This is a genomic window from Nitratireductor sp. XY-223 (genome assembly GCF_004959855.1).
Lineage (GTDB): Bacteria > Pseudomonadota > Alphaproteobacteria > Rhizobiales > Rhizobiaceae > Hoeflea_A.
The window spans coordinates 235437-260512 of the sequence record NZ_SPNT01000007.1 but is presented as its reverse complement, the minus strand read 5'-3'; the positions used below and the strand labels follow the sequence as shown (position 1 = coordinate 260512).

22 protein-coding genes are annotated in these 25076 nt (G+C 63.4%); 15 read left to right on the top strand and 7 right to left on the bottom strand.

The window, feature by feature from the left end; translation table 11 throughout:
* Positions 1-82: 82 nt before the first annotated feature.
* Positions 83-1261 carry a hypothetical protein gene (locus E4M07_RS22045; RefSeq protein WP_206057347.1) on the top strand — a complete coding sequence of 393 codons (1179 nt, stop codon included), beginning with the start codon at positions 83-85 and terminating at the stop codon, positions 1259-1261.
* Between the two features lie 27 nt (positions 1262-1288).
* Here the strand turns inward: E4M07_RS22045 and E4M07_RS22040 are convergent, their stop codons facing one another.
* The 5 genes from E4M07_RS22040 to E4M07_RS22020 form a co-directional block, all read right to left on the bottom strand.
* Positions 1289-2845 carry an indolepyruvate oxidoreductase subunit beta family protein gene (locus tag E4M07_RS22040; protein WP_136660553.1) on the bottom strand — a complete coding sequence of 519 codons (1557 nt, stop codon included), beginning with the start codon at positions 2843-2845 and terminating at the stop codon, positions 1289-1291.
* Positions 2842-4983, bottom strand: coding sequence for an indolepyruvate ferredoxin oxidoreductase subunit alpha (locus E4M07_RS22035; RefSeq protein ID WP_136660552.1), 2142 nt, complete (start codon positions 4981-4983; stop codon positions 2842-2844). Before E4M07_RS22035 ends, E4M07_RS22040 begins: the two co-directional genes overlap by 4 nt.
* 76 nt (positions 4984-5059) lie before the next feature.
* On the bottom strand, positions 5060-5554 hold the full coding sequence (locus E4M07_RS22030; protein WP_136660551.1) for a MarR family transcriptional regulator: 495 nt from the start codon (positions 5552-5554) through the stop codon (positions 5060-5062).
* On the bottom strand, positions 5551-7116 hold the full coding sequence (locus E4M07_RS22025; protein WP_136660550.1) for an NAD(P)/FAD-dependent oxidoreductase: 1566 nt from the start codon (positions 7114-7116) through the stop codon (positions 5551-5553). Before E4M07_RS22025 ends, E4M07_RS22030 begins: the two co-directional genes overlap by 4 nt.
* A gap of 17 nt (positions 7117-7133) precedes the next feature.
* Positions 7134-7922 carry a cyclase family protein gene (locus tag E4M07_RS22020; RefSeq protein WP_136660593.1) on the bottom strand — a complete coding sequence of 263 codons (789 nt, stop codon included), beginning with the start codon at positions 7920-7922 and terminating at the stop codon, positions 7134-7136.
* A 109-nt stretch (positions 7923-8031) separates the two neighbouring features.
* Between E4M07_RS22020 and E4M07_RS22015 the strand changes: the two genes are divergently transcribed.
* From E4M07_RS22015 to E4M07_RS21990, 6 genes are all read left to right on the top strand, one after another.
* On the top strand, positions 8032-9606 hold the full coding sequence (locus tag E4M07_RS22015) for an NAD(P)/FAD-dependent oxidoreductase (protein WP_206057346.1): 1575 nt from the start codon (positions 8032-8034) through the stop codon (positions 9604-9606).
* Between the two features lie 110 nt (positions 9607-9716).
* Entirely contained in the window at positions 9717-11186 is a 1470-nt protein-coding gene (locus E4M07_RS22010) for an ABC transporter substrate-binding protein (protein WP_246660555.1), read from the top strand.
* A 63-nt stretch (positions 11187-11249) separates the two neighbouring features.
* Entirely contained in the window at positions 11250-12260 is a 1011-nt protein-coding gene (locus E4M07_RS22005; RefSeq protein ID WP_281404995.1) for an ABC transporter permease, read from the top strand.
* Complete coding sequence (locus E4M07_RS22000; protein WP_136660546.1) at positions 12253-13104, top strand: ABC transporter permease; 852 nt, start codon at positions 12253-12255, stop codon at positions 13102-13104. Before E4M07_RS22005 ends, E4M07_RS22000 begins: the two co-directional genes overlap by 8 nt.
* Positions 13101-13976, top strand: a complete 876-nt coding sequence (locus E4M07_RS21995; RefSeq protein WP_136660545.1) for an ABC transporter ATP-binding protein — start codon at positions 13101-13103, stop codon at positions 13974-13976. The genes E4M07_RS22000 and E4M07_RS21995 overlap by 4 nt, the downstream gene beginning before the upstream one ends.
* On the top strand, positions 13969-14778 hold the full coding sequence (locus tag E4M07_RS21990) for an ATP-binding cassette domain-containing protein (protein WP_206057345.1): 810 nt from the start codon (positions 13969-13971) through the stop codon (positions 14776-14778). The genes E4M07_RS21995 and E4M07_RS21990 overlap by 8 nt, the downstream gene beginning before the upstream one ends.
* A gap of 22 nt (positions 14779-14800) precedes the next feature.
* Here E4M07_RS21990 and E4M07_RS21985 read toward each other — a convergent pair whose 3' ends face one another.
* Both E4M07_RS21985 and E4M07_RS21980 read right to left on the bottom strand, forming a co-directional pair.
* On the bottom strand, positions 14801-16051 hold the full coding sequence (locus E4M07_RS21985; RefSeq protein ID WP_206057344.1) for an extracellular solute-binding protein: 1251 nt from the start codon (positions 16049-16051) through the stop codon (positions 14801-14803).
* A 62-nt stretch (positions 16052-16113) separates the two neighbouring features.
* On the bottom strand, positions 16114-17115 hold the full coding sequence (locus tag E4M07_RS21980) for a GntR family transcriptional regulator (protein ID WP_136660544.1): 1002 nt from the start codon (positions 17113-17115) through the stop codon (positions 16114-16116).
* Between the two features lie 196 nt (positions 17116-17311).
* Between E4M07_RS21980 and E4M07_RS21975 the strand changes: the two genes are divergently transcribed.
* The 8 genes from E4M07_RS21975 to E4M07_RS21940 all read left to right on the top strand — a co-directional run bounded on the left by E4M07_RS21975 (position 17312) and on the right by E4M07_RS21940 (position 25067).
* Positions 17312-18418 (top strand): ABC transporter ATP-binding protein, encoded by a 1107-nt coding sequence (locus tag E4M07_RS21975; protein ID WP_136660543.1) that lies wholly within the window; start codon positions 17312-17314, stop codon positions 18416-18418.
* Positions 18415-19311 carry an ABC transporter permease gene (locus tag E4M07_RS21970; RefSeq protein ID WP_136660542.1) on the top strand — a complete coding sequence of 299 codons (897 nt, stop codon included), beginning with the start codon at positions 18415-18417 and terminating at the stop codon, positions 19309-19311. Before E4M07_RS21975 ends, E4M07_RS21970 begins: the two co-directional genes overlap by 4 nt.
* A gap of 4 nt (positions 19312-19315) precedes the next feature.
* Positions 19316-20173, top strand: coding sequence for an ABC transporter permease (locus E4M07_RS21965; RefSeq protein ID WP_136660541.1), 858 nt, complete (start codon positions 19316-19318; stop codon positions 20171-20173).
* On the top strand, positions 20170-20916 hold the full coding sequence (locus E4M07_RS21960; protein WP_136660540.1) for a 3-oxoacyl-ACP reductase family protein: 747 nt from the start codon (positions 20170-20172) through the stop codon (positions 20914-20916). The genes E4M07_RS21965 and E4M07_RS21960 overlap by 4 nt, the downstream gene beginning before the upstream one ends.
* Positions 20917-20927: 11 nt before the next feature.
* Positions 20928-21686, top strand: a complete 759-nt coding sequence (locus E4M07_RS21955; RefSeq protein WP_136660539.1) for an SDR family NAD(P)-dependent oxidoreductase — start codon at positions 20928-20930, stop codon at positions 21684-21686.
* Between the two features lie 51 nt (positions 21687-21737).
* A complete protein-coding gene (locus tag E4M07_RS21950; RefSeq protein ID WP_136660538.1) occupies positions 21738-22949 on the top strand; it encodes an extracellular solute-binding protein in 1212 nt (403 codons plus the stop codon).
* Positions 22950-23012: 63 nt separating this feature from the next.
* Positions 23013-24131, top strand: a complete 1119-nt coding sequence (locus E4M07_RS21945) for an ABC transporter ATP-binding protein (RefSeq protein WP_136660537.1) — start codon at positions 23013-23015, stop codon at positions 24129-24131.
* A 54-nt stretch (positions 24132-24185) separates the two neighbouring features.
* Positions 24186-25067: a polysaccharide deacetylase gene (locus tag E4M07_RS21940; protein ID WP_136660536.1), complete on the top strand. Its 882-nt coding sequence runs from the start codon at positions 24186-24188 to the stop codon at positions 25065-25067.
* Positions 25068-25076 lie beyond the last annotated feature (9 nt).

Below are 25076 nucleotides of genomic sequence, written 5' to 3'. Positions count from 1 at the left end.
CCTGACGAACGGTGGTTGCATGCTCGTTTGACCCGCAATACCGTATTTGCGTGCAACCGTGAGTGACGTTCGGGAATAACCCATGCAGAGAATGATCTGGCTTTTTTCTTCGTTCTTCTTGGCGCTTGCAGTTTGCAGCGCTTCCGCGGACGAAGCCTGGAAAGTCGAGCTTCTCTCCCAGCCCGAAGGGCTGTATCCGGGCGAAGAGTTGCTCGCGACGAACGGTATTGAAACGCTCACTTACTTCAAGGCCGGAGATCCTGAGAAGCCCCTTGTCATTTTTGTGCCCGGCGGATTTCACCTTGCGCGCGTGGCTTATGGTTATCCCGGCGGCGATGAGAAGGACTTTCTGGCGTATTGGCTTGGCCAAGAGGATTACTCCTTCCTGGGCGCCTCATATCCCACCGGCAATAAAGTCTATTCAAAAGCATACCCTGCCTATTCAATCCGCGATTGGGGCAAACAGGTTGCGGCGACAGCAAAATTCTACATCGACGAAAACGGACTTTCCCGGGAAATTATTGTCCTCGGTTGGAGCGCTGGCGGACAAATCGCCCAGTCTGTCTACGAGGCATCACAAAAGGCCGGTCTTGACATGAGCCTTTTCGTATCGCTCGCGGCAACCCCGCCAGCGCCGCTTTTGGCCGAGGAGCCCGGCTCAATCACCATGGCACCCGACGGATTGTCTTCGGCACCGCAATTCTACGAGATTTTCAAGGCCTACGTGGCTGCTCAGAACGAACTCAACGGCCACGTCATTATGCCGTGGGACAAATTTGAAACCGACATTCTTGGTGACATTCCGGTCGCACTAAATGGCATCATCACAGCCTCGCGCTATGAAAACGGTAAATTTGTGAAAGACTTCGATTGGGCCGTTGCAGATACCGGAGCGCTGAAGAAGGCGGATTTTCCTTATATCGTTACCATCTCCGGGGATAAGGTCCTGGACAACGATCATGCGCTGACAGATCGCGGCAATTGGGGCATGTTTCAGATCCAGCATCTCTATCGCGGGATCATTCTTCCTGCGCTGTCAAAATCCGAAAAGATCGCGCCGGCCGATTGGCAGCACCTAATGGATCTTATGACTTATGCGACGTCGGGCGTGCTCAATGCGAGAGTGACCGGAAATCACTTCTTTTGGTATGGCCAGGTCGGCGCGCGCGAGACCGTCCAGAACATCCGTATGCTGCGGTTGCGGGCCGCGAACCTCAAAGCGACGATCGCAGCCGCCGTGGCAACGATCGGCACCGATTAGAGGCTTGGTCCAGTAGCTGAAATTCCGTCAAGCGGCGGATTGCGGTTCGGTGAATGAGCGAATGGTCTGCAACGCGCCGTCCAGCGCCTTGCCCTGCTCATCCTGCAGCGCGGCTTCGCGCAGGCGCCGGACCCAGTCGGCGGCATCGGGTCTGCCGGCGACGATCGATGCGCCGTCCATCACCTTGTCGAATTTCGACAGGCCGCGGGCATGGGTATCGGAATAGCCCTTGATCAGCCGCCGGTTGCGGATGACCTCGACGGCCAGATCGTAATCGGCCGCGACATATCCTAGCGCGGTATCGAGCCATGTCTCGAGGTGGTCGCGCTCGATCGCATGGCGGTATGTGCCGCGCCGCCAGCGGCGAAGGCCGCCCACCACATAAAGCTGCAGGAAAGGCAGAACCCTGTCGGACCGCAGCCGGCGACCGCGGTTGAACAGCCTGTCGATCACTTTCATCGTTCCCGGGCGCCCGCTCAGACTGCGGCCCAGCCTTGCCGGCAGCATGCCGACGATCTCCTCGGCGCGCGGGTGCATGAATTCCGTGAGCTTCATGCGGGTTCCGTCCTGCGGATTCATTTCCTGTCTGATCCGCTCGAAACGGCTGAGCCTGGTCTTCAGGTCGGCGACGCGGATGACGTCGTCATAGGCCATCGCGCGCGCGATATATTTGGCGGCCTCGCGGGAAAGCGCGTGTTCCCCTTTGGCATTGTCGAGCGCCAGCACCCGCTCCAGGCGGTCGAGATATTCCCGGCCGTAATCGAAATCCTGAAAGTCGATCACCGACCGCAGGCCGCGCACGGCCATTTCGGCGACCGGGCCGGGGAGGCTCTCCGCCCGGCTCTCCAACGCGCGATATCGAGCCAGCAGGCTTTCGGAGCCGGATGGCTGGGCGGCGCGATCGGCGCCGGGCTCATCCTGTTTTTCGTCCGTCGGTTCGGCTCCGACCGCCTCATACGCCGCGTTGAAGGCCGCGAGACTGTTTTCAACGCCGCGCCCGGAAGCCCTGATCGCCGTTTCGAACGCCTCGCGTGAAAACGGCAATGTCTCCGATCCCGCCAGCGCGCCGAGCAGGCTCGCCGATATGACGGTGCCGTTGTCGACGGCGATTTTGTTCATGTCGAACAGGACCAGCCTTTGCGCGGCGATTTTCGCCGCCGCCACCACTTCGTCGGCATTGGCCATGCCGTCTCCGGGAACCGTTTTTTCGGAAACCGCGAGCGCCCGGTGCGAGGAGGCGACAAGCGTCGTTCGGTCCGGCGTGACGAACCCGCGCAAGATGGCGCGGCCGGCCTCCATCATTTCGGCCGCGATCAGGATATCGACGTCGCCCGCGGCAGGCATCAGCGAGAACACCGGCTGCTTCTTGGCGGCCGGCGCCATCTCTATGTAATAGATCGTCGCGCCGGTTCGCTGCGCGACGCCCGCGACCGAAGTGGCCTGCACCGCATAGCCGCTGGCACGCGCGCAATCTTCAATCCAGTTGGTCAGGACGCTGCCGCCCTGGCCGCCGACGGCCATGATCGCCAGCTTGATGATGCTGCCAAGGCGCGGGTCGGCGGTTTTCCTGGCCAGCTCGTTCATGAAAACTCCAGCCTCTTTTGCGAGCGCCTTGCCTGCAGCCAGCCGATAACCGCCTGCGAAACGTCCGACATCAGCCGCTCGAAGCGTCCCGGATTATGGACGATATCGGCCCGGTAGAACGACGGGCACAGCACCGCCGCATCCGCAACCTCACCGCAATTGCCGCAGCCGACGCAGCTCTCGTCGATGCTGGCGACCGGATCGTCGCGCAGCGGGTCGTCCAGCTTTTTCAGTGAAAGGGAAGGGCAGCCCGACAGGCGGATGCAGGCGTGGTCGCCCGTGCACACGTCCTCGTCGACGCCGAAGCGGGGTTTTTCGACCCGCCGCCCGTCCTTGATGGCCTTCGCGGCCAGCGGCCGCTCGCGACGCTGGCGGTTGAGCATGCACTCCGACGATGCGACGATCACCTTGGGGCCGACGTGGTCGGTGCTCAGTGCATCGTCGAGGATCTTGCGCATCTTGGGCACATCGTAGGTCCGGTCGATCTGGCGCACCCATTTGACGCCGACGCCCTTGACGGCCTCGGCAATCGGGTGGCCGGTCGATTTTGTCGCGCTGTCAGCGCGCGACGACAGGATGTCCTGACCGCCGGTTGCGGCGCTGTAGTAATTGTCGACCACGACGATGATGCCGTCGGACTTGTTGTAGACCGCATTGCCGATCGACGACGACAGGCCGTTGTGCCAGAAACCGCCGTCGCCGATGATCGAGATCGGCCGGCGCTCGCCGCCGCCGTCGAAAGCGGCGTTGGATGCCGGACCCAGCCCGTAGCCCATCGTCGAGCCGCCGATTTCGAAGGGCGGCAGGCAGGCAAACAGGTGGCAGCCGATATCGCCGGTGATCTGGTGCTTGCCGTGCTGCTTTTCGGTCAGTTTCAGCGCCGCGAAGATCGGCCGTTCCGGGCAGCCGGTGCAAAATCCGGGCGGCCGGATCGGCACCGTCTTCGACAGGTCCGGAATGTCGGTCTCGGCGTCGCGGTTGGGTGCCCGCCGCTGTGCCGGCAGGAGATCGGGCGCTTCCGCCCGCAGGAACGATTCCACACCGTCGAGCATGACCTGGCCGGTATATTCTCCGGCCATTGGCAGCATGTCCTTGCCGTGCAGCGTGAGGTCGGAGCCGGCCTTGTAAAGCGCCGCGCCAAGTGCCTGCTCGATAAACTCTGGCTGTCCTTCCTCGACCACCAGGACGGACGATTTTCCCGCGCAGAAAGCCTGAAATTCCTCCGGGACAATGGGATAGGTGACGTTCAGGACGTAAAGCGGCACGTCGGTCGCGCCGTAGATGTCGGCCAGCCCCAGGCGCTGCAGCGCGCGGATGACGCTGTTGTACATGCCGCCCTGCAAGACGATGCCGATCTTGCCGTCCGCAGGGCCGAAGGTTTCGTTGAGCTTGTTGTCGACGATGTATTTTTGCGCCGCGGGCCAGCGGTTGTCGATCTTGTCCTGTTCCTGGACAAACGACATCGGCGGCAACACGACCCGCGAATAGTTGCTCTGCGGGTTCGACAGTGCCTCTCGGACGCTCAACGCCGGCCGCCTGTTGTCCCGGGCGACGAAACTGCCGGTCACGTGGCAGGAACGGATCCTGACCATCAGCATGACCGGGGTGTTCGACGCCTCGGACAGTTCGAAGCCCTGCTCAACGGCCTTGACGATGGATGGAAGGTTGGGGCGGGGGTCGAGCAGCCAGACCTGCGACTTCATCGCAAAGGCGTGGCTGCGCTCCTGCATGATGGACGAGCCCTCGCCATAGTCCTCGCCGACGATGATGAGGGCGCCGCCGGTGACGCCGCCCGAGGCGAGGTTCGCCAGCGCATCGGAGGCGACATTGACCCCGACCGCGCCCTTGAACGTGACCGCGCCGCGGATCGGGTAGTGCACCGATGCGGCCAGCATGGCCGTGGCGGCCGCCTCCGAGGCGTTGGCCTCGAAACGGACGCCCAGTTCGCCCAGGATTTCCTGCGCATCGGACAGGACGTCCATCAGGTGGCTGATCGGTGCGCCCTGGTAGCCGCCGACGTAGCCGACGCCGTTTTCAAGCAGTGCCTTGGTGATCGCCAGAATGCCCTCACTGGTGAAGGTTTCGCCTTCTCCCAGCTTCAGTTTCTGGACCTCTTTAGCAAATGACCGTTCCGCCATTGGAATATTCCGTTCCTGGCCCGTTCGCCTCGTCGATGCGACAGGTCCGCTCCGCGCGTAAGACCGGTTTCACCGGTCAGAGATTGTGCTTTCTCACATTGTTCAGCATCTTTTGCAGCGTTCCGACGAATTGCGCGTGTTCCTCGTCGGAGATGTTGTCGAACATCCGGGAATAGATGGCCGACATCGAGGGCCACAGCCTTTCGAACGAGGCCCTTCCGGCCTCGGTGATGAAGATGCGCGTCGCCCGGCTGTCATCGGCATCGGGTGTCTTGCGAATGAGCCCGTCCGCCAAGAGCTGGTCGAGCGCGCGGCTGAGCGTCGACTGTTCGACGACCGCGTAGACCGCCAGGTCCCGGATCAGCAGGCCGTCGATCACCGAGAGCACGGCCAGCGAGCGCATTTTCGGAGTCGTCAGGCCCATCGATGCCAGTTCGTCGCGCAGGTCCGCATTATAGCGGCCCATGATGCGATTCATCAGATAGGGCGCAAAATTCGCAAGTCCGATTTCCCCCAGCCTCAAAAGGGCCGCGCTGTCGGACCCCGGCGATTTCGGCATCATCTGGTTCATGCACCAAGTTCCTTTGCAACGAGATAGCCCGATCCGCCACCCAGCCCGGGCCCGGGATGTGTCGAGGCGCCGATGTGGTACAGGTTCTTGATTCCGGTGCCGTGATTGACGGAGCCCGCAAACGGTCGCCAGATGAAAAACTGATCCACCGCGCAGGATCCGCCATAGGGATCGCCGCCGACCAGATTGACATTGAGTTCCTCAAGGTCCGCGGGCGAAAAGGCCCGCCGTGCGACGACCGATTCCCGGAACCCGGTGATGTGTTCGGCGACGATGGCCTCGATACGGTCGGCAAAGGCTTCGCGCGTCGCCTCGTCCCATGAACCCGATGTGGGGATGTTTCCGGCCGCGTCGCCCTTCACGACGCGCGGGGCATCGGGAATCTGGATCCACAGGACGGCCTTGCCGTCGGGGCAGCGGCCCGGATCGAACCGGTGCGGCTGCCCCACGCAAATGGTCGGCGTCTCGGGCAGCATGCCGCGTTCGGCTTCGTTGGACGATTTGGAGACCGAGTCGATGCCGTCGGCAAAATGGATGAGCGCCACATCGTCCAGCCCTTCCGATTTCCAGCGGACCGGCCCATCCAGCGCATAGTGAAGCTGGAAATTGCCGCGGCCGTGGCGGAACGTCCGCAGGCTCTCCCGTTCGGGCGTCGCCCCACCGGCCAGCAGTCTTTCGTACAATTGCTGCGGTGCGACGGAGCAGATCACGCTGTCAGCGGTGATCTTTTCGTCGCCGGCGGTCATCACGCCGCTCGCCCGCCCGTTCTCGATCAGGATGCGGTCCACGTCGACACCGGTGCGCACCACACCGCCGCGTTCCTCGATCAGGCGGGCAAAGGCTGCCGCCGCCTGGCCCGCGCCGCCCTTGATCACGGGCGCGCCAGCCGCTTCCAGCGCGAAGGCGATCACCTTGCCCATCTGCCCGCCATAGGCGGCTTCCGTCGTCAGGCCGGTGTGGAGCACCCAGGGCGCCCAAAGGGCCTGCACGTCCGGCGATGCATAACTGGCCTCGAGCCAGGCGCGCGCCGGCGTCAGCGCGTCGCCGAACCAGGCGGCGAGCCCGCGCGCGCCCCGCTGCCATGACTGCCGCAGGAGCAGCCGTGCCGTCGTCCAGCTCCACAATTTGCCGCCCAAAAGCGCGAACAGGAACGGCGCATCGGCCTCGATGGCGCCGACGTCCTTGGCATGCCGGTCGCCGTCGCCGGCTGCGCGCGCATTGAACGCGGCGACATTGGCGGCACGGTCCGTGGTCAGCACCAACGCCGATCCATCCGGGCGCAGCACGGCCGTCGGGTGAGCCGTGTGGCAGAACTCAAGCCCGTGGCGGGCGAGATCCGCCCCGAGCTCCTCGTGGGCGGGCGAGGTCAGGAACAGCACGAAGGTTGCCGCCATCACGTCGTGATGGAAGCCCGGTGCGGTGATTTCGTCTGTGCGCATGCACCCGCCGGGGCGGTCGGACCGTTCAAGCACGGCGACACGCTTGCCCTTGCCGGCCAGCATGGCCGCGCAGACGAGACCGTTGATACCGCTACCGACGACGATGTGGTCGAAATCGGCCATTCAGCTGCACCGGCCGGTCAGCGTGCGACCAGCGCCATGGCCCGTATCGGGCTCCCGGTACCGTTGACCAGCTTAAGTGGTGCGGCAATGAGTATGGCGCCCTTCGGCGGCAGCTTGTCGAGATTGGCCAGCGATGCCAGCCCGTACTTGTTGGCGGCATGAAGCAGGTTGTGTGCCGGGAACGGGGGTTCCATCCCGCCGGCCTGTCCCGCATCGGTGCCGATGCACTGGGTGCCCCAGCCGACGGCGCCCTTCGAGAGTATGTACTTGATGCAGTCGACGGTCGGACCGGGCGAATGGGGGCCGGTCTCGTCGGCATTAAGATACAGCGCCTCGCTGTGCGCCCGGCTGTCCCAGTCGCTGCGCATCAGGACCCATTCGCCTTCGCCGATTTCGCCGTGCTCGGCTTCCCAGGCCTTGACGCCCGCCTCATCGAGCAGGAAGTCGGGATTTTCCGCAACCTGGGCCGAGCAATCGATCACGTTCACCGGCGCGACAAAATTCTGCGGTGCAATGGTGTCCGTATAGCCATCGGCGTAGTCCTTGCCCGTGATCCAGTGATGCGGCGCGTCGAAATGCGTGCCCGAATGCTCGCCGATCTTCAGCCAGTTCCAGGCCCAGAACGGGCCGTCGTCATCATATTCCGAGATCTTGTGCACTTCGATCTTCGGCGTGTCCTTGGCCAGTTCCGGCGGCAATTTCAACAGCGGCGTATCCGGACCGAGAGGCCCCGAAAGGTCGACCACTTCAACTTTGCCGGAGAGCAGAAGCTGGGCGACGTCTCCCAATGTTTCGGCGGCATTCATCATTCGTCCTCCCTTGGTATCGCCTGGGGTTCGGATCACCCCGGTCAAATTCATGCTAGACAATTAAATATGCATTTGCAATTATCTTTGCGGTAGAAGGACGCAAATATTGCTCGAAGAGTTTGACGCCGCCATCATTGGTTCCGGGCACAACAGTCTGGTATGCGCCGCACACCTGCAGCAAAAGGGCTGGCGCACAATCGTTCTCGAGCAGGCCTCCGAGCCAGGCGGCGCGGTCAAGACCCTCGAACTCACCGAACCCGGCTTTCGCCATGACTGGGCGGCAATGAACCTCAGCTTGTTTGCCGGCTCGGCATTCAACCGTGAATATGCAGAAAAACTGGGGGCTTGCGGGCTGGAATTCGTCCCCGCTGACAAGTGCTTTGCGAGTGTGTTTCCCGATGGCAAGTGGCTGGGCGTCGGCACCGACCTTGCGGCCACTCGGGAACGCATCGCCGCGTTCTCAGAGGCCGATGCCGAGACCTGGGGCGAATTGGTCGAGGAGTTCCCCGGAAAGGCTGAGTACATTTTCGCGCTTCTGGGCAGTCCTATGAAAACGCATATACAGGGGCGGCTCCTGGCGAAGGCACTGTGGAAGAAGGGCGGGGCGTGGACAACAGCGCTCGCCCGGCTTCTCATCGCCTCGCCGCGCACCTGGCTCAGCGAGACATTTGAATCCGATCACGTGCGCGCGACCTTGGCGGCATGGGGGATGCACCTCGACTTCGCCCCCGATATCGCCGGCGGAGCCATCTTTCCCTATCTGGAATCGATGGCCAATCAGAGCTTCGGCATGGTGATCGGCAAGGGAGGCGCCGACACGCTGACCCGGGCACTGCTCGCACTCGTCGAGGAGGGCGGCGGAACGGTCCGTTGCGGATCGGCGGTGACCCGCATCGTCACCGACGGGCCGCGGGCGACCGGGGTCGAACTCGGCGACGGAACGCGGATCGCGGCCAAACGGGCGGTCGTTGCCAATATTTCACCGAGGAACCTGGCGGAACTGACCGGCGGCGGAACCGGCGATGCCGATTTCGACCGCGCGATGGCGGGCTATGCGCACGCGCCCGGAACGATGATGATGCATCTCGCGCTGTCGGAACTGCCGGACTGGAAGGCCTCGCCGAAACTGCGGGAATTCGCCTATGTGCACATCGCACCGTCGCTCGATCAGATGGCGCGAACCTACCAGCAGGCGGTCGCCGGCCTTTTGCCCGACGAGCCGGTGATCGTTGTCGGCCAGCCGACGGCGATCGATCCGTCACGTGCGCCCGAGGGCAAGCACGTGCTGTGGGTGCAGGTCCGCATGGTGCCGGCCGAGATCGCCGGCGATGCCAAGGGCGAAATCGGGGGCGGCGACTGGGATCAGGTCAAGGAGGCCTATGCGGAACGGGTCATGGACCTCATCGAGGCCCATGCGCCGGGCCTGCGCAAAAACATCATTGCGCGCCACATCGTCTCGCCGCTCGACCTGCAGGCGGACAATCCGAACCTCGTCGGCGGCGACCAGATCTGCGGCAGCCACCATCTGACGCAGCATTTCCTGTTCCGCCCGCGGCGCGGATTCGCCTCGGGCAACACGCCGGTCAAGGACCTGCACCTGACGGGTGCCGCCGTTTGGCCGGGAGCCGGGACAGGAGCAGGGCCGGGCTATCTTCTGGCCCGCAAGCTGGCCGGAACTTGAGTTCATGCAAGAGACTGCAAAAGAGAAAATGTCATCACAGGGAGGAAAACATGAGTGAACTTTCCAGACGCACGGTATTGAAGGGATCAACGGCGCTGGCCGTGGCCGGCATGATCGGCACCAGGGCCTACGCGCAGGACATTGACGAGCTTGTCATCGCCTATAACGTCAACCTGCCTTCGTGGGACCCGACGGTGGGCCTCTCGGCGGTCAACCCGACACTGCAGGCCATCTACCAGTCGGTGTTCGATCAGTTCATCCTGCAGCAGCCGGATCTGTCGCCGGCGCCCGGCCTTGTCACGGAGTGGGGCTGGAACGATGACAAGAGCCAGATCTGGATGAAGGTCCGCGAAGGCGTGACCTGGCATGACGGATCGCCTTTCACCGCTGAAGACGTCGCCTGGTCCCTGACCCGGGCGGGTGATGAAGCGACCGGAAATCCGATCCAGTTCATCTGGTCGACAATTGGCAACGTCAAGGCGGAAGGCAACATGGTCACCGCCGATGTGGTGCGGTTCGAGCCGACCATATTCAAATGGATGTACTTCCTGACCGGCTACGTCTTGCCGAAGGCCTACTACGAGAAGGTCGGGCCGGAAGGATTCGAGGCCGCGCCCATCGGTACGGGCCCCTACATGGTCGACAAGTTCGAGCGCAATGCGTTCGTCCGGCTGAAGGCGAACCCGAATTACTGGGGCGGCAAGCCCGAGTTCGAAACCGTCACCATCAAGTTCGTGACCGACGCGGCCTCGCGGGTCGCGGAGATCGAATCCGGCAATGCCCATGTCACCATCGAGATGCCCTACGAGGAGTATGACCGCCTCAAGGGCAATGCCAACATTGAGGGAACGTCCGCGCCGATCTCGGATATCGGCATGATCTTCCTGAACGATGTCGAGCCGATGCTGGACGAGAATGTCCGTAAGGCGGCCGCCCTGGCGATCGACAAGAAGCTGATCATCGATCGGCTGTTGTCCGGCTACGGCGTTGCCATCGACACGCTCCAGACGCCCGATTACATCGCCTACGATCCGTCGATAACGGTCGGCTACGATCCGGAAAAGGCCAAGGAACTCCTGGCCGCCTCCGGCTTCTCGCCGGACAACCCGGTCAAGTTCAAGATCCAGACCACCCGGGGCTTCAAGCCGAAGGACTACGAGATCATCCAGGCGATCGTCGGCCTGTGGCGCAAGGTCGGCATCGAGGCGGAAATCGAGGTCTACGAGATCGCCAAGCACTTCGAGCTCCGGGCCGCCGATACGCTGGCTCCGGCGGCCTTCTACAACTGGGGCAACTCGGTTGGCGATCCGACGACGTCCACCGGCTTTGCCATGTTCGGACCTTCGCCGCACTCCGTGTGGGACGGCGAGGACCTTGTCGACATGATCGGACCCCTTTGGGGCGAAGCGGATGAGGAAAAGCGTATCCAGGGCTGGAAGGACGTGGATCGTTACATTGCGGAGAACGCGCTCGTCATCCCCTTGCTGCAATATGTTCAGCCGATCCTGCATTCGTCCGCGGTCAAGGTGACGCCGCATGCGTCCGGCGCGTTGCTGCCGCACTTGATGAAACGCTCGTAACGGACGAGACTTGCACCGGAGCCGCCGCCTGCGCGGCGGCTCTCGCGCGCCGGGGGGTCGAATTTGAGGCTGCTGCAATTACTGTTGATGCGACTGGCCATGATGGCGATCACCCTGTTCGGCGCGGCGGTGATCGTGTTCGTGGTCATACGCATCGTGCCCGGCAACCCGATCGCGATGATGCTGCCGCCGGGAGCGACGGACGAGGACATCGCCCGGCTGACCGCCCATTACGGGCTCGACAAATCGATACCCGAACAATTCGTCGTCTGGCTCACCGGCGTGCTGCAGGGCGATTTCGGCACGTCCATCTCGCTGCGGCAGCCGGTCATGCCGCTTGTCCTCGGACGCCTGCCGGCAACCCTGGAACTGTCGATATTCGCGCTGGTTCTGGCGGTCATCATCGGCGGCGCCATGGCGTTGACGGGCACCCGCTTTCGCGGCGGGCGGACCGAAGCCGTCATCGATGTCGCCAACGGTGCGGGCCTTTCCATCCCGGATTTCCTGTGGGCGCTGGTGCTGATCCTGACGCTCGGCGTGCTTTATCCCGTATTTCACATCTCGGGCCGCATTTCGCCGTCGCTGGATCTGCCGTTCACCACCCAGTTCTACGCCTTTGAAAGCATCCTGCGACTGCGCTTCGACCTGTGGTGGGACCTCTTGAAGCACATGTTCATGCCGGCGCTGGCGCTGGCGATCCCGCTCGCCGCCATCATCGGGCAATTGCTGAAACAGTCGCTGAAGGAAACCATGCATCTCGACTATGTCGTGCTCGCCCGGACCAAGGGCTACGGCGAGAACCACGTCATCCTGTTCGAGGCGCTGCGGAACGCCGTATTGCCGACGCTGACGCTGATCGGCGTGCAGTTCACCTTTCTCATCGGCGGAACGGTGATCATCGAGCGGCTGTTTTCCTATGAGGGGCTGGGGAACATGGCGATCGACGCGGTGATCAACCGGGATCTGCCGCTGATCCAGGGCATTGTCCTCGTCTTCGCCTTGCTCTTCACGGTGGTCAATCTCGTCGTCGACCTGACCTATGCCCTCCTCAATCCGAGATTGCGCCATGCGTGACGGGCGCGGCACGGTGAAGCGGAAAGCAGGACTGAGGCTGTGGCTCTCCGGGGGGTGGCTGGCGATCGTCGCCCTTTTGACACTGCTTGCCGGATGGATCAGCCCGCACGACCCGCTGGCCCAGGATCTCTTTGCCGCGCGGCTGCCGCCGTTCTGGGTCGATGGCGCGGAACCCGGTTTCCTGCTCGGCACCGACAGCCTGGGGCGGGACGTTCTTTCGCGCATTATCTATGGCGGGCGGATCGCGCTCACCGTCGCCGTGATCGCGGGTCTGGCGACGGCGGTGATCGGTTCGGTGCTGGGCCTGATCGCTGGCTACTACCGAGGCTGGGCCGATGCGGTGATATCGCGGCTGGTCGACATCTGGATGGCATTTCCGCCGGTGCTGTTCGCCATCTTGCTGATTGCGGTGCTGGGCACCGGTCTCTGGTCGATCGTCATTGCCATCATCGTCATCGACTGGACCCGCTTCTGCCGGGTGGTGCGAGCCGAGGCGATGAACCAGTCGCAGATGGACTACGTCTCCAGCGCCGTCGTCGCCGGTCATGTGCGAGCGGCCATCCTGTGGCGGGAAATCGGCCCCAACGTGCTGCCGACAATCGTTGCCCTGTTGACCCTGGAGATGGGGATCGCGGTGATCGTCGAGGCGATCCTTTCGTTCGTCAATCTGTCGATTTCCACCGATGCGCCGACCTGGGGCGGGATGATCGCCGAAGGCCGCATTTCAATTCATCAGGCCTGGTGGGTGCTGGTCTGCCCTCTGATCGTGCTGTTCCTGACTGTCCTCGCCTTCAGCCAGTTCGGCGAAGGCTTGAAAGACCGTTTCGATCCGGTGCTGCGATGACCCCGTTTCTGCAGATCGAAAATCTCAGCGCCGTGATCAGGGGCACATCCGACAGGCTCCTGCGCTCGGTCTCGCTCGAGGTGAACAGCGGCGAGGTCTGCGGTCTGGTCGGGGAAAGCGGCGCCGGCAAGAGCATGATCGGCAAGGCCGTTCTGGGCATTCTTCCGGCGGCCGTGGAGATTGCCGAGGGGCAGGTACAGCTCGACGACGAGGACTTGCTGGCGATGCCGCAGGCCGACCGCCGCCGGCTGATCGGCGCCAAGGCGGCCCTCATCCCGCAGGATCCGCTGACCGCGCTCAACCCCTCGCGCCGGATCGGCCCGCAGATCACCGACCGGCTGATCGATATACTGGGCTGGACCCGGCGCGATGCGGCCAACCGCGCCGCGGAGCTCCTGGACGAGGTCCATATCGACAACCCGCAGCGCGTGCTGGCCAGCTACCCGCACGAACTGTCGGGCGGAATGCGGCAGCGTGTCCTGATCGCCTCCGCCTTTGCCGCCAATCCGAAGCTGGTCATCGCCGATGAGCCGACGACGGCGCTCGATGTGACGGTGCAGAAGCAGATCCTGCGCCTGATCCGGGAGATGCAGGAGCGCCACGGGACGGCCATGCTGTTTGTCACCCACGATCTGGGCGTGGTCTCGAAGGTCTGCCAGCGCCTGACCGTGCTGTTTGCCGGCAAGGTCATCGAGCAGGCCGATGTCGCCGACTTCTACGCCGGGCCGCGCCACGGCTATTCGAAGGCGCTTTTGGCGGCGACACCCAAATTCACCGAACCCTTTACCTCGCTCATGCCGGTGGATCGTGCCGTGATCACTGCGGTGACGGCGGAGATCGAGGCGGCCGACGGAGCCTGGCACCATGGGTAGCGGCACGCCGATGTTCCGGGTTCGCGGACTTGAATTGTCGCTTCCCGATTTCGCTAACAAGCCGCCCCTCGGCCGCGCGCCGATGGTCGACATACTAAAGGGGCTGGACTTCGATATCGAAGCCGGATCCGTGCTCGGCATCGTCGGCGGTTCGGGATCCGGCAAGTCGACCCTCGGGCGAACGCTCATCCGCCTGCTGGAACCGACGGCCGGATCCATCGCGTTCGAGGGCAGGGACATCGGCCATCTCGACGAGGCAACCCTGCGGCCGCTGCGGCGGCGGCTGCAGATGATCTTCCAGGACCCGATGTCCTCGCTCAACCCGCGGCGCCGCGTCGGCGCGATCATCGCGGACCCGCTGCGCATCCACGGCCTTGACCGGATCAACGCCCGCGTCGACGAGGCGCTGGACCACGTCGGACTGCCGGGATCGTTCCGGGCCCGCTATCCGCACGAACTTTCGGGCGGCCAGCGCCAGCGCGTCGGAATTGCCCGCGCAATTGCCATGCGTCCGGATTTCATCCTCGCCGACGAGATCGTCTCCGGGCTTGATGTGTCGTCGCAGGCGCAGGTTCTCAATCTGCTGGAAAACCTGGTGCGCGAGCTCGGTCTCACGGTGGCCTTCATCAGCCACGACCTGTCGGTCATACGGCGGCTGTGTTCGCAGGTTCTGGTCCTGAACCGTGGAACAATCGTCGAATACGCGCCAGTGGAGCGGATTTTCGATGCGCCCGAGGCGCAATACACCCGCGAATTGCTGGATGCCATCCCGTTGCCGGATCCCGATCAGCCTGGCTGGTAGCAAGCCCGGAAGACAGGATTGCTCATCCTGAAATAGCGTTCTCCCAGCGCCGGACGAGATAGTTGTGCTCTTCGATGACCGCATCCCAGACAACGATCTTGTCGATGCGCTGCTGGTAGCTGCCGCCGCCGCGGCTTTCGCCGACGTCATAGACGGTGTAGCCGTCCCAGTCCGTAATCGGGCCGCCCGCCGGTTTGCCCTCGTACCAGAAATCCCATTCTGCCTTTGTCAGATGTTGTCGGACGGCTTCCGGATTGGACATGTAGGATCCCTGGCGCGCCATCGCCGCGCCCGCATACCCGTCGAGCCACCAGTTGAGATAGTCGTATGCGGCGTCGAGTTCGCGGCCGCGCAGATGCGTCGACAGGGCCATGCCGCCGAACCAGCCGCGAAAGCCTTCGACCGGGGTGACCATGGAAACCGGAACCCCCAACCGCCGCAGTTTCACGGCCCCTGACCACCACAGGCTGCCGATCAGGTCGATGCCGCCGCGCAGCGCGGCGATGGCTTCGGCTTCGTCGGCCCAGATCCGGCGAAACTGCCCCATCGAGCAATAGCCGGCGAGTTTCTCGGTGACGGCGTCGATCTCCTCGAGCGTGAGGTCTCCCATGTCGCCGACATGCAGTTCGTCGCGGGCCTTCAGCGCGAGCAGCATGTCGAGGCAGCCGATCGCGGCATCGCGCTGGAGGATGACATTGCCGGACCATTTCGGATCAAGCAGGCTGCCCCAGCTGTTGATCTTGCCGGCCTGGTCCCCGACCACGGCGAAACTGTCGGCATTGTGCACGGTCGGCACCATGCTGATGCGGTCCGATGGCGTTCCGCCGAGCGATCCGTCAAGCTGGACGAAGAGCCTCTTGCTCGGGTCGCCGCCCGACGCGGACGTCGAGGACGGCGACAGTCTTCCCGTCTTCGGCAGGTCGTTGATCTGGTCCCAGCGCGTGATCCTGCCGATGTCTATGCCGCGGATCGAACCGGTCGGCCAGATAAGGTCGAGATCGTGGAACCACTGGTCGTACACGTCGAAACTGTGCGGCGCCAGCGCGCCGCGGCGCTGCGCTTCGGTGCCGTCCAGGGTTATGAATTCGAGGGTAAGGCCAAGGTCGCGCTCGGCGGCGTGCTTGAGCGGCGGAATCTGCGTGACCGACGTGCCAAGGACCCGTAGCGTCAGCTTCCCGCGTCCCACCGCCGGTGCCGGATGGCTGGCAGTCTCACCGGGCGCCCTGGACGGATTGTCCCTACTGTCCGCCTGCCTGTCCGCTTTCGTTGCCACATCAGTCTCCGATCGAAAACGTTCGTCGTTCTAGTTGATCCGCTCGACGCGGTCCACACGCGTCAGGATGCGCGCTTGACCAGGTATCTCGGAAATTCCGGCTCGGGAAAGACCGAAAGGGTCATCAGCCTCTGGCGTGTGCGGCGAGCGGCCAGGTTCAGGTGCTCTTCCAGGGCCTGGGCCGCCATCTCATAGGCGCCGCGCATGATGAACTCGAAGACGATGGCATGCTCGCGCAGCGAGTTTTTGAACGGTCCGGTCCCGATAAACGATGCGAACACCCGGTTCACGACGAGCGCCAGCTGGCTCTGGTGGACCATGCGCAGCAAATGGCTGTTGTTGGACCCGGCAAGCAAACGCACATGCATGTCCGATTCAAGTTCCTCGAGCGTATCGCTCGACAGGTCGTCGCCCTGGTCGAGGGCAGTCTGCAACCGCCCCCACATGTCCTTGATGTCCCTGGCCGGCAGGCGCGGCGCACTATCTTCCAGCGCCAGCGGCTCCAGCTTGCTGCGAATGGCGAAATACTGGGCGACCTCCCGCGCCGTGAGCGGCCCGATGACCCAGTGGGAGCGGCGGTTCTTGTTGATCAGGCCGCGATCCTGCAGCCGCGAAAGGAGCTCGCGGACGACCGTGCGGCTGACATTGTAGTGGTCGGCCATGGCCTGTTCGTTGACGCCGAACCTGCCGAACGGGAGCGCGTGAACCAGGACGGTCTCGAAATCCCTGGCGATGCGCTGCGACGTGACGGGCGCGGGGTCGGGCGAGACATCCTCGGGCAATCCCAGCATCGGCCCGGTCAGCGGCGCGCGCACCGGGTCTCCGTCCCCCGGAACGACAAACCCGCGCCCCTCGAACCGAAGTAGCAGGCCGCGGTCGCACAGGCTGTTCAGCGCTACGCGCACCGGCGTGCGGCTGGTTCCGAAGAGCTTGGCGATCGGTCCTTCCATGAGGACCGTCCTTGCCGGCAGTGTCCCGCGCTCGATCGCGGCCTCCACCAGCTTCTCGATGACCGCGTATCGCGGTGCGGACGGATCGATCGGAATGGCCTCGCTGCTGCTCATCTGCTTCCCATCAAAGAATGAATTTTGTGTACTTTGTACACGATACGGCGATGATTATCCAGAAAAATATGCCGAGAAATCAACGATATCCCTAAAATCTAGTAATAATCGCCAGATCAATAATTGACTTTTGAACACAAAAAGCATTATTACATCGATCAATAAGAGCGGGCTTAGAGGAAAGCCGGGGGCGGAGATGATGGAAATCCGAGGGCTGAACAAGTCGTTTGGCGGCAATATCGCCGTCCGGGACTTCAGCCTTGAAATAGAAGATGACGAGTATCTGACCCTGTTGGGACCGTCCGGCTCGGGAAAATCGACGCTTCTGCGTCTGATCGCCGGCCTGGAGCGCCCCGATACGGGCGCCATCGTCCTCGACGGAAAAACCGTGACGGGAACGCCGCCGCATCTGCGGGGCCTCGGTTTCGTCCAGCAGAAATACGGTCTTTTTCCGCATATGTCCGTTTTCGACAACGTGGCCTTCGGCCTGCGCTACCGGCAGATCGATCCCGTATCGGATCAGCGGACAGTGAACGACCGGGTCGAGCGGATGCTGGAACTGGTCGGGCTGGAGGAATTCGGCGATCGCATGGTCGGCGAGATTTCCGGCGGTCAGCGTCAGCGCGTCTCGCTTGCGCGGACGCTGATTTGCGAGCCGCGCATCTGTCTGCTCGATGAACCGCTGGGCGCACTCGATGCCAATCTGCGTGAGCGCATGACGGTCGAACTGCGCAGGATCCGTTCGGCGCTCGGTGTGACGTTCATGCATGTCACAGGCAACGAGGCCGAGGCGCTTGCCATGGGCGACCGGATGATCGTGCTCGATGCGGGCAGGGCCATTCAGGTCGACACCCCGCACGACATCTTCAGCCGGCCGGCGAACGTGCAGGTCGCGCGGTTCCTCAACGCCTACAACATCCTGTCCGGGTCCGGGCAGGGCGGCGCGTTCGAGACCGCCGGCGCGCGCCTTGCCATGCCGCCGGGCGTCTCCGGAGCTGTCCATTACGTTTTCCGTTTCGACAATGTCGCGATCTGCGATCCGGATTCGCGCGGCCAGTCCGGCTCGGCGCAGATGGAGGCGGAATTCATAGCCAGCGAGTTTCTCGGCTCCCGCGTCGTCTATTTTTTCCGGCGTCCGGACGGCGGCGTGATTGAAGCCGAAAAACATTTGAGCGCAGTCGATCCGAGAGGCATGCGGCAGGGTGAGAAGCGGATTTTGCGCTGGCCCGTCGAGAACGTCCTGCTGTACGGCAAGGGCGGCGGCATGCTCCGGCACGAGCCCGTTCTGGAGGTTGCCCAATGAGTGCCGTGACACATGACATCCCGGAGGAAGCGGGCAGGGAAAGCTTCTGGCGCCGGAATCTGCACTTCTTCCTCCTGGCTCCGGGCGTTGCCTGGATGGTGCTGTTCCTCATCGTGCCGCTGGTCATGATGGTCTATGTGAGCTTCTGGACGCAGACGACCTTTGCGATCAACTCGACCCTGACCACGAAGTCGTGGGCGGCCTTCTTTGGCTCCGAAACCTACTACGGCGCGCTGATACGCACCCTGCGGCTGTGGCTGACGGTCCTGGTCCTGACATTCCTGGCCGGCTACCCGACGGCGCTCTTCATCGGCCGGTTCGTGCGCAACAAGACCCTGCAGACGGTGCTTCTCGTTACCTGCGTGATCCCGTTCTGGACCTCGTTCCTCATCCGGGTTTTGGCCTGGCGGCCGATGCTCGGCAAGGAAGGGGCGATCAACATCGTGCTCGAAAAGCTCGGTTTGATCTCCGGACCGATCGAGGTTCTGCTATTCACCGAGCTCTCCGTGATCATCGGCATGGTGCAGATCTACGTGGTCTTCATGGTCGGCCCGATCGCCTTCATGCTGGCGCGGATCGACGACAGCCTCATCGAGGCGGCGCGCGACCTTGGCGCCACGCCGCTCACGATCTTCCGCAAGATCATCTTTCCGCTCAGCCTGCCGGGCGTGGTTGTCGGGGCCATCTTCGTGTCGGTGATGGTTCTCGGTGAATTTGCAACCGCCTCAGCGCTTTCCGGGCGAAAGGTCAATCTTCTTGGAAACATCATCGTCACCCAGGTCGGTTCGCTGAAATGGGCATTCGCCGCCGTTGCCGGCGTCGTGCTGACCGCCGTGATGGCCGTGGTGATCACCGGCCTGCTCCGGCTGGTCAATCTGCAGCGGGAGCTTTGAGACCATGCATCATCTCGTCGGACTTCGCTGGCTTCTCGGTCTCTACACGGCGCTTTTCATCGCCTTCCTTTACGGGCCGTTCGCCGTCATGGCCATCCTCAGCTTCCAGCAGGGACCGGAGGGCGGGCCGCAATTCCCGATCCGTGAGTGGTCGACATTCTGGTACCAGCACGTGATGGGCCTGGCGCCGCCGTCCCGCATCGCGCCGCTGCCCATCGCCGAGGCGCTCACACGATCGCTCAGTCTCGCCTTCGCGACGATGGTCGTCTCGACCGTACTCGGAACGCTGACGGCCCAGGCTTTCCGCACCAGGTTCAAGGGCTCCGGCGTGGTGTTTTATCTGGTCGTGCTCGGCATGATGGTGCCGGGCGTCCTTCTCGGCCTCGGCATGGCGCTGGTCGCCGACCAACTCGGCATAGACCGGTCCTGGTGGGGCACGGCGTTCGTGCTGCACGTGGTCTACACCTACCCGTTCGCCTTCCTGGTCATGCTCGCCATTTTCAACCGCTTCGACAGGTCGGTCGAGGAGGCTGCCTGGTCGCTGGGCGTGCCGCCGGCAAGGACCTTCCGCAAGGTGACGTTCCCGATGATCTTTCCGGGCGTTCTTTCCGCCATGCTGTTTGCCCTGACGCTGAGCTATGACGAGTTTCCGAGAACGCTCTTTACCGCCGGCTCCGACGTCACCATGCCGATCGCGATCTACGGCACCTTTGCCGTCGAGATCCATCCGAACCTTTTCGCATTCGGCATCCTGACCACGCTGTTTTCCTTCGCAGTGCTGACGGTCTACGGCATCCTGATGGGCCTTTCGACCCGCCGGGCGCGTGCGCGGTTCTCCGACATGCAGGAGGACATCGCGTGAGCCGGCTCTCGAACCGCAATGCCATCGTCACCGGCGCCGGTGCGGGAATCGGCCGGGCGATTGCTGTCCGGCTGGCCGCCGAGGGCGCAAGGGTTGTCGTCAACGACCTGTCGCCGAAGGCCGCGGATGAAACGGCGTCGCAGATCAGCGCCGCCGGCGGCACGGCGCTGGCCATCGAGGGCGACGTCTCGTCATCGCAGGGCATCGAGCGGGCCTTCGCCCTGTGCGAGGAAAGCTGGGGCCATTGCGGCCTGCTCGTCAACAATGCCGGCATCGTCCAGCAGGTGCCGTTCCGGGAAATGAATGCCGGGGACTGGGACCGGATGATCGCCGTGCACCTTCGCGGCTGTTTCCTGGGCTGCCGGCGCGCAATCGCATCGATGCTTGCCGCCGGCGAGGGCGTGATCGTCAACATCGCCTCGCAACTCGGCCAGATCGGTGGCGTCGAGCTGGTTCATTACTCGGCGGCAAAGGCCGGCATCATCGGCCTTACCAAGGCTCTGGCCCGCGAGGTCAGCGGCGCCGGCGTGCGGGTCAATGCTGTCGCCCCGGGGCCCGTGAACACGGAACTCGTCAGGGCGCTTTCGCCTGACTGGCGCGAGGCCAAGGCAGCCGACCTGCCGCTCGGGCGATTCGGCGAGCCGCAGGACGTCGCCGCGACCGTGGCGTTTCTGGCATCGGACGATGCGCGGACCTATGTCGGCCAGACCCTCGGCCCCAACTGCGGCGACGTAATGTTGTGAGGAGCGCGGATATGACTTCCAGGACAGTTCTGATCACAGGCGCCGGCATCGGCATCGGAAGGGCCACGGCAACGGCTTTCGGGCGCGCCGGATACCGGGTCATGGTCACCGACATTCTTGAGGACGAAGGCCGATCCGTCGCCGAGGCGATCTGTGCCTCGGGCGGAACAGCCGAGTTCCGCCACCTCGACGTGACATCGAGTGCCGCGTGCGACGCCGCGGTTCGCGACATCGAACACCGGTTCGGCGGCATCGACTGCATCGTCAACAATGCCGGCATCGCCCACAAGGTGCCGCTCGGTGAACTGAGCGACGAGAAGTGGGACCGCACGTTCGATATCGATCTGAAGGGCATGATGCGGCTCGTTCGCGCCGCCGCGCCGGGCATGAAAGCAGCACGCTCCGGATCCATCGTCTGCCTCTCGTCGATCATGGGTGTCGCCTATGGCTGGGACGAGCACGTGCACTATTCCGCAGCCAAGTCTGGTGTCGTCGGGCTGGTCCGCGGTCTTGCCGTGGAACTCGCCTCCAGCGGCATCAGGGTCAACGGCGTCGCGCCCGGCTATATCCGCACCGCCCAGGCGCTCTCCGAGGAGCACTCTCTGGGCCCCGCCGGCCTGGAGGCGGCGGCATCCTTCATTCCGATGGGCCGCGTCGGCGAACCCGAAGATATCGCCGATGTCATCGTGTTCCTGGCGTCGGACGCCGCGCGATACCTCACCGGACAGACAATCACGGTCGACGGGGGCCTGCTGGTCGGCCGCTACTGAATAACAACAAGAACAATCCGCCCGCTAACCAACTCAATAGGGACGAACACAATGAGCAACTTCACAATGAACCGCCGCAAGTTTCTGGCAACGACCGGAGCGCTCGGATCAGCCGCCTTGCTGAATCCGGGCCTGGCCCGTGCGGCCGGCAGCCTGAACGGCCTGCAGCTGCGGACCGTGGGCCTGTCGGTCACCGTCCAGGAACGCATTCTCAATGACTTCAAGTCGAAGTCGGGTGTCAGCGCCGTATCCGGCAAGGCCGACATCTTTCCGAACACCCAGACCGAGTTGCTGTCGGGCTCAAGCGCCTACGATTGCTGGGAGACCATCGGCGAACGCCTGCCGGCGATGACGGCGACCAACACGATCAAGCCGATCGCGACGTCGGACCTGTCGAACTGGGGCAATATCCGTGCGACGTTCACCGACACCGATCCGCGCATCGCGCCGGGTGCACAGATCTCCGGACAGATCTGGGCCGATGAAGGCAAGACAGAGCTCTGGATGGTTCCGACGGTCTACAATTTCGACTCGATCGGTTACCGCCCGGATCTTGTCAGTGCCGAGGAAGCGAACACCTGGACCGCGCTGTTCGATCCGAAGTTCAAGGGCAAGACCGGTCTCAACGTCGATCCGCTGATCGCTTTCGGCCAGGCCATTCTGGCGATGAATTCGCTCGGTCTCCTGGAGGTTCCCAATCCCGGCAACCCGAACGCCGAGGAAATCGACGAGGCCGCGAAATTCCTGATTTCCAAGAAGAAGGACGGACAGTTCCGGGCGCTGTGGGGTGATTTCGGCGAACTGGTCAATCTGCTGGCCTCCGGCGAGATGATCCTCGCGGACGCCTGGCAGCCGGCGGTCATGGCAGTCAAGGCCCAGGGGATCGAATGCTCCTATGCGGTCCCCAAGGAAGGCTACCGCGGGTGGGCAATCGGCATTTCACTCATTGGCAACTCCCCCAATGCCGATGCCGTCAAGGCCTATGCGGACTATTGGCTGTCAGGACCGCCGGCAATCACCGTGTCGGAGCAGGGCTACTATTCGCCGACGACGACCATCAAGGATGTCATGTCGCCGGAGAAATACGGCTTCTGGTACGAGGGCAAACCCTGGGTCGGCGCCGGCGAGAGAGGCATCAAGGAAGGCGATGTCCGCGACGGCGGCTCGCTCGAGCAGCGTGCCAGCCACGTGTCCTACTGGCACCAGTGGCCGGACCGCTACGACCACCTGATCGCGCGCTGGGACGAATTCCTGAGCGCCTGACCGGCAAACCGGGGAGGGGCATAGGCCCCTCCCTTCCAGCCCCGCAAGCAGAAGATGCCGACAATGAAGCAATACGATCTCGAACTGCTGAAAATCGGAAAGGTCTATCCGGGCGGCAACGTTGCGGTCGAAGCCTTCGACCTGCAGGTCGAGCCGGGCGAGTTCATCTCCTTTGTCGGCCCCTCCGGATGCGGCAAGACGACGACGCTGAGGATGATCGCCGGGCTTGAGGACATCACCTCCGGCAAGCTGCTGATCCGCGGCAAGGATTACACGCACGTTCCGGCCGAGCGCCGGCCGACCGCGACGATCTTTCAGAACTACGCGATTTTTCCGCACATGACCGTGCGCGAGAACATCGGCTTCGGCCTCGATGTCCGCGGCATCGGCACCGAGGAAAAGCGCCGCCGCGTGGGCGCGATCATAGACAAGCTGCACCTCGGCGACGTTGCCGATGCCAAGGAGACCTCGCTGTCCGGCGGCCAGAAGCAGCGCCTGGCGCTGGCGCGCGGCCTTGTGACGGAACCGGACATGCTGCTGCTCGACGAGCCGCTCGGCGCGCTTGACGCGAATTTGCGCAAGTCGATCCAGGAGGAGCTCAAGCTCCTGCAGCGTTCGCTCAACATCACCTTCGTGTTCGTCACGCACGCCCAGTCGGAGGCGCTTTCGATGGGCGACCGGGTCGTGGTCATGAATGCCGGGCGCGTCGAGCAGATCTCGGCGCCGTTCGAACTCTACACCCGTCCGAAATCGCCGTTTGTCGCGCGGTTCATCGGACGCAACAGCCTGTTTTCGGGAACGCTGGCAGGCGCCGGCAATGACCGCGCAGTCGTCGAGACACCGTTCGGCCCGCTACAGGGAACGCCGGCATTCCAGGCAAGCGAGGCGAAATCGGGCAGCGACGCGATGGTCGTCGTGCCTTCCGAATATGTGGAAATCGACGGCGCCGGCAGCCGGGCGGCCGACACGTCGTTCGACACGATTGACGGTGTCGTCGGCAGCATCGACCGGGTCGGTCAGCTCGCCTATCCGACTGTCGCCCTGGACGACGGCCGCAGCCTGCGGCTTGAGACCTATGCCGACAAGATCGCCGGGCGCGGCGTTGAACCGGGCGGCAGAGTGACGCTGCGGTGGAGACCGGCGCGGGCAACCGTGGTGCTCGACCAGCAGCCTTCCGCGTAATCCGAAACCCAAGCAAAGGGCCTTCCCCGGGTCCGCAAACTGGAGGAATTTACTATGGCCAAGGAGATTTTTTGCGCCTTTGGAGTGGATGTCGACGCCGTCGGCGGTTGGCTCGGATCCTATGGCGGCGAGGACAGCCCGTGCGACATCTCGAGGGGACTGTTTTCCGGAGAAGTCGGCTCCATGCGCCTTCTGAAGCTTTTCGACCGCTGGGGAATCAAGACGACCTGGTTCATTCCCGGCCATTCCATTGAGACATTTCCCGAGCAGATGCGGGCGGTGGTCGAAGCCGGTCACGAGATCGGCATGCACGGCTACAGCCATGAGAACCCGATCGCCATGACACCGGAGCAGGAAGAAGCGGTGATGGACAAGTCCATACACCTCATCGAGAAGCTCTGCGGGCGCCGGCCGACCGGCTATGTCGCACCGTGGTGGGAGTTCTCGCCGGTCTCGAACGAACTGCTTCTGAAGAAGGGCATCAAGTACGACCATTCGCTGATGCACCGGGATTTCGAGCCCTATTACATCCGCGTCGGCGACAGCTGGACGAAGATCGACTACACCAAGCATCCCGAGGAATGGATGAAACCGCTGGTGCGCGGCCGGGAAACCGATCTCGTCGAGATTCCCGCGTCCTGGTACCTGGACGATCTCCCGCCGATGATGTTCATGAAGGCGGCGCCCAACAGCCACGGTTTCGTCAATCCGCGCCATCTTGAGGAAATGTGGCGCGACCAGTTCGACTGGGTCTATCGCGAGATGGACTACGGCGTCGTCACCTTCACGCTGCATCCGGACGTTTCCGGCAAGCCGCAGGTGCTGTTGATGCTGGAGCGGCTCTACAACCACATCATCAGCCATCCCGGGGTCAAGTTCACCACCTTCGACGAGATTGCCGACGACTTCGTCCGGCGCTCGCCGCGGGCGGGCTAGGGACAGACG

What these genes read in the sequence shown, in the direction of transcription:
- E4M07_RS22040 (WP_136660553.1), bottom strand. Translation starts at nt 2,845, where the DNA reads ATGAACGAGCTGGCCAGGAAAACCGCCGACCCGCGCCTTGGCAGCATC.
- E4M07_RS21970 (WP_136660542.1), top strand. Translation starts at nt 18,415, where the DNA reads ATGAGTGCCGTGACACATGACATCCCGGAGGAAGCGGGCAGGGAAAGC.
- E4M07_RS21945 (WP_136660537.1), top strand. Translation starts at nt 23,013, where the DNA reads ATGAAGCAATACGATCTCGAACTGCTGAAAATCGGAAAGGTCTATCCG.
- E4M07_RS21975 (WP_136660543.1), top strand. Translation starts at nt 17,312, where the DNA reads ATGATGGAAATCCGAGGGCTGAACAAGTCGTTTGGCGGCAATATCGCC.
- E4M07_RS21980 (WP_136660544.1), bottom strand. Translation starts at nt 17,115, where the DNA reads ATGAGCAGCAGCGAGGCCATTCCGATCGATCCGTCCGCACCGCGATAC.
- E4M07_RS21940 (WP_136660536.1), top strand. Translation starts at nt 24,186, where the DNA reads ATGGCCAAGGAGATTTTTTGCGCCTTTGGAGTGGATGTCGACGCCGTC.
- E4M07_RS22010 (WP_246660555.1), top strand. Translation starts at nt 9,717, where the DNA reads ATGATCGGCACCAGGGCCTACGCGCAGGACATTGACGAGCTTGTCATC.
- E4M07_RS22025 (WP_136660550.1), bottom strand. Translation starts at nt 7,116, where the DNA reads ATGGCCGATTTCGACCACATCGTCGTCGGTAGCGGTATCAACGGTCTC.
- E4M07_RS21990 (WP_206057345.1), top strand. Translation starts at nt 13,969, where the DNA reads ATGGGTAGCGGCACGCCGATGTTCCGGGTTCGCGGACTTGAATTGTCG.
- E4M07_RS22020 (WP_136660593.1), bottom strand. Translation starts at nt 7,922, where the DNA reads ATGAATGCCGCCGAAACATTGGGAGACGTCGCCCAGCTTCTGCTCTCC.
- E4M07_RS21965 (WP_136660541.1), top strand. Translation starts at nt 19,316, where the DNA reads ATGCATCATCTCGTCGGACTTCGCTGGCTTCTCGGTCTCTACACGGCG.
- E4M07_RS22035 (WP_136660552.1), bottom strand. Translation starts at nt 4,983, where the DNA reads ATGGCGGAACGGTCATTTGCTAAAGAGGTCCAGAAACTGAAGCTGGGA.
- E4M07_RS22045 (WP_206057347.1), top strand. Translation starts at nt 83, where the DNA reads ATGCAGAGAATGATCTGGCTTTTTTCTTCGTTCTTCTTGGCGCTTGCA.
- E4M07_RS21955 (WP_136660539.1), top strand. Translation starts at nt 20,928, where the DNA reads ATGACTTCCAGGACAGTTCTGATCACAGGCGCCGGCATCGGCATCGGA.
- E4M07_RS21950 (WP_136660538.1), top strand. Translation starts at nt 21,738, where the DNA reads ATGAGCAACTTCACAATGAACCGCCGCAAGTTTCTGGCAACGACCGGA.
- E4M07_RS22030 (WP_136660551.1), bottom strand. Translation starts at nt 5,554, where the DNA reads ATGAACCAGATGATGCCGAAATCGCCGGGGTCCGACAGCGCGGCCCTT.
- E4M07_RS21995 (WP_136660545.1), top strand. Translation starts at nt 13,101, where the DNA reads ATGACCCCGTTTCTGCAGATCGAAAATCTCAGCGCCGTGATCAGGGGC.
- E4M07_RS22000 (WP_136660546.1), top strand. Translation starts at nt 12,253, where the DNA reads ATGCGTGACGGGCGCGGCACGGTGAAGCGGAAAGCAGGACTGAGGCTG.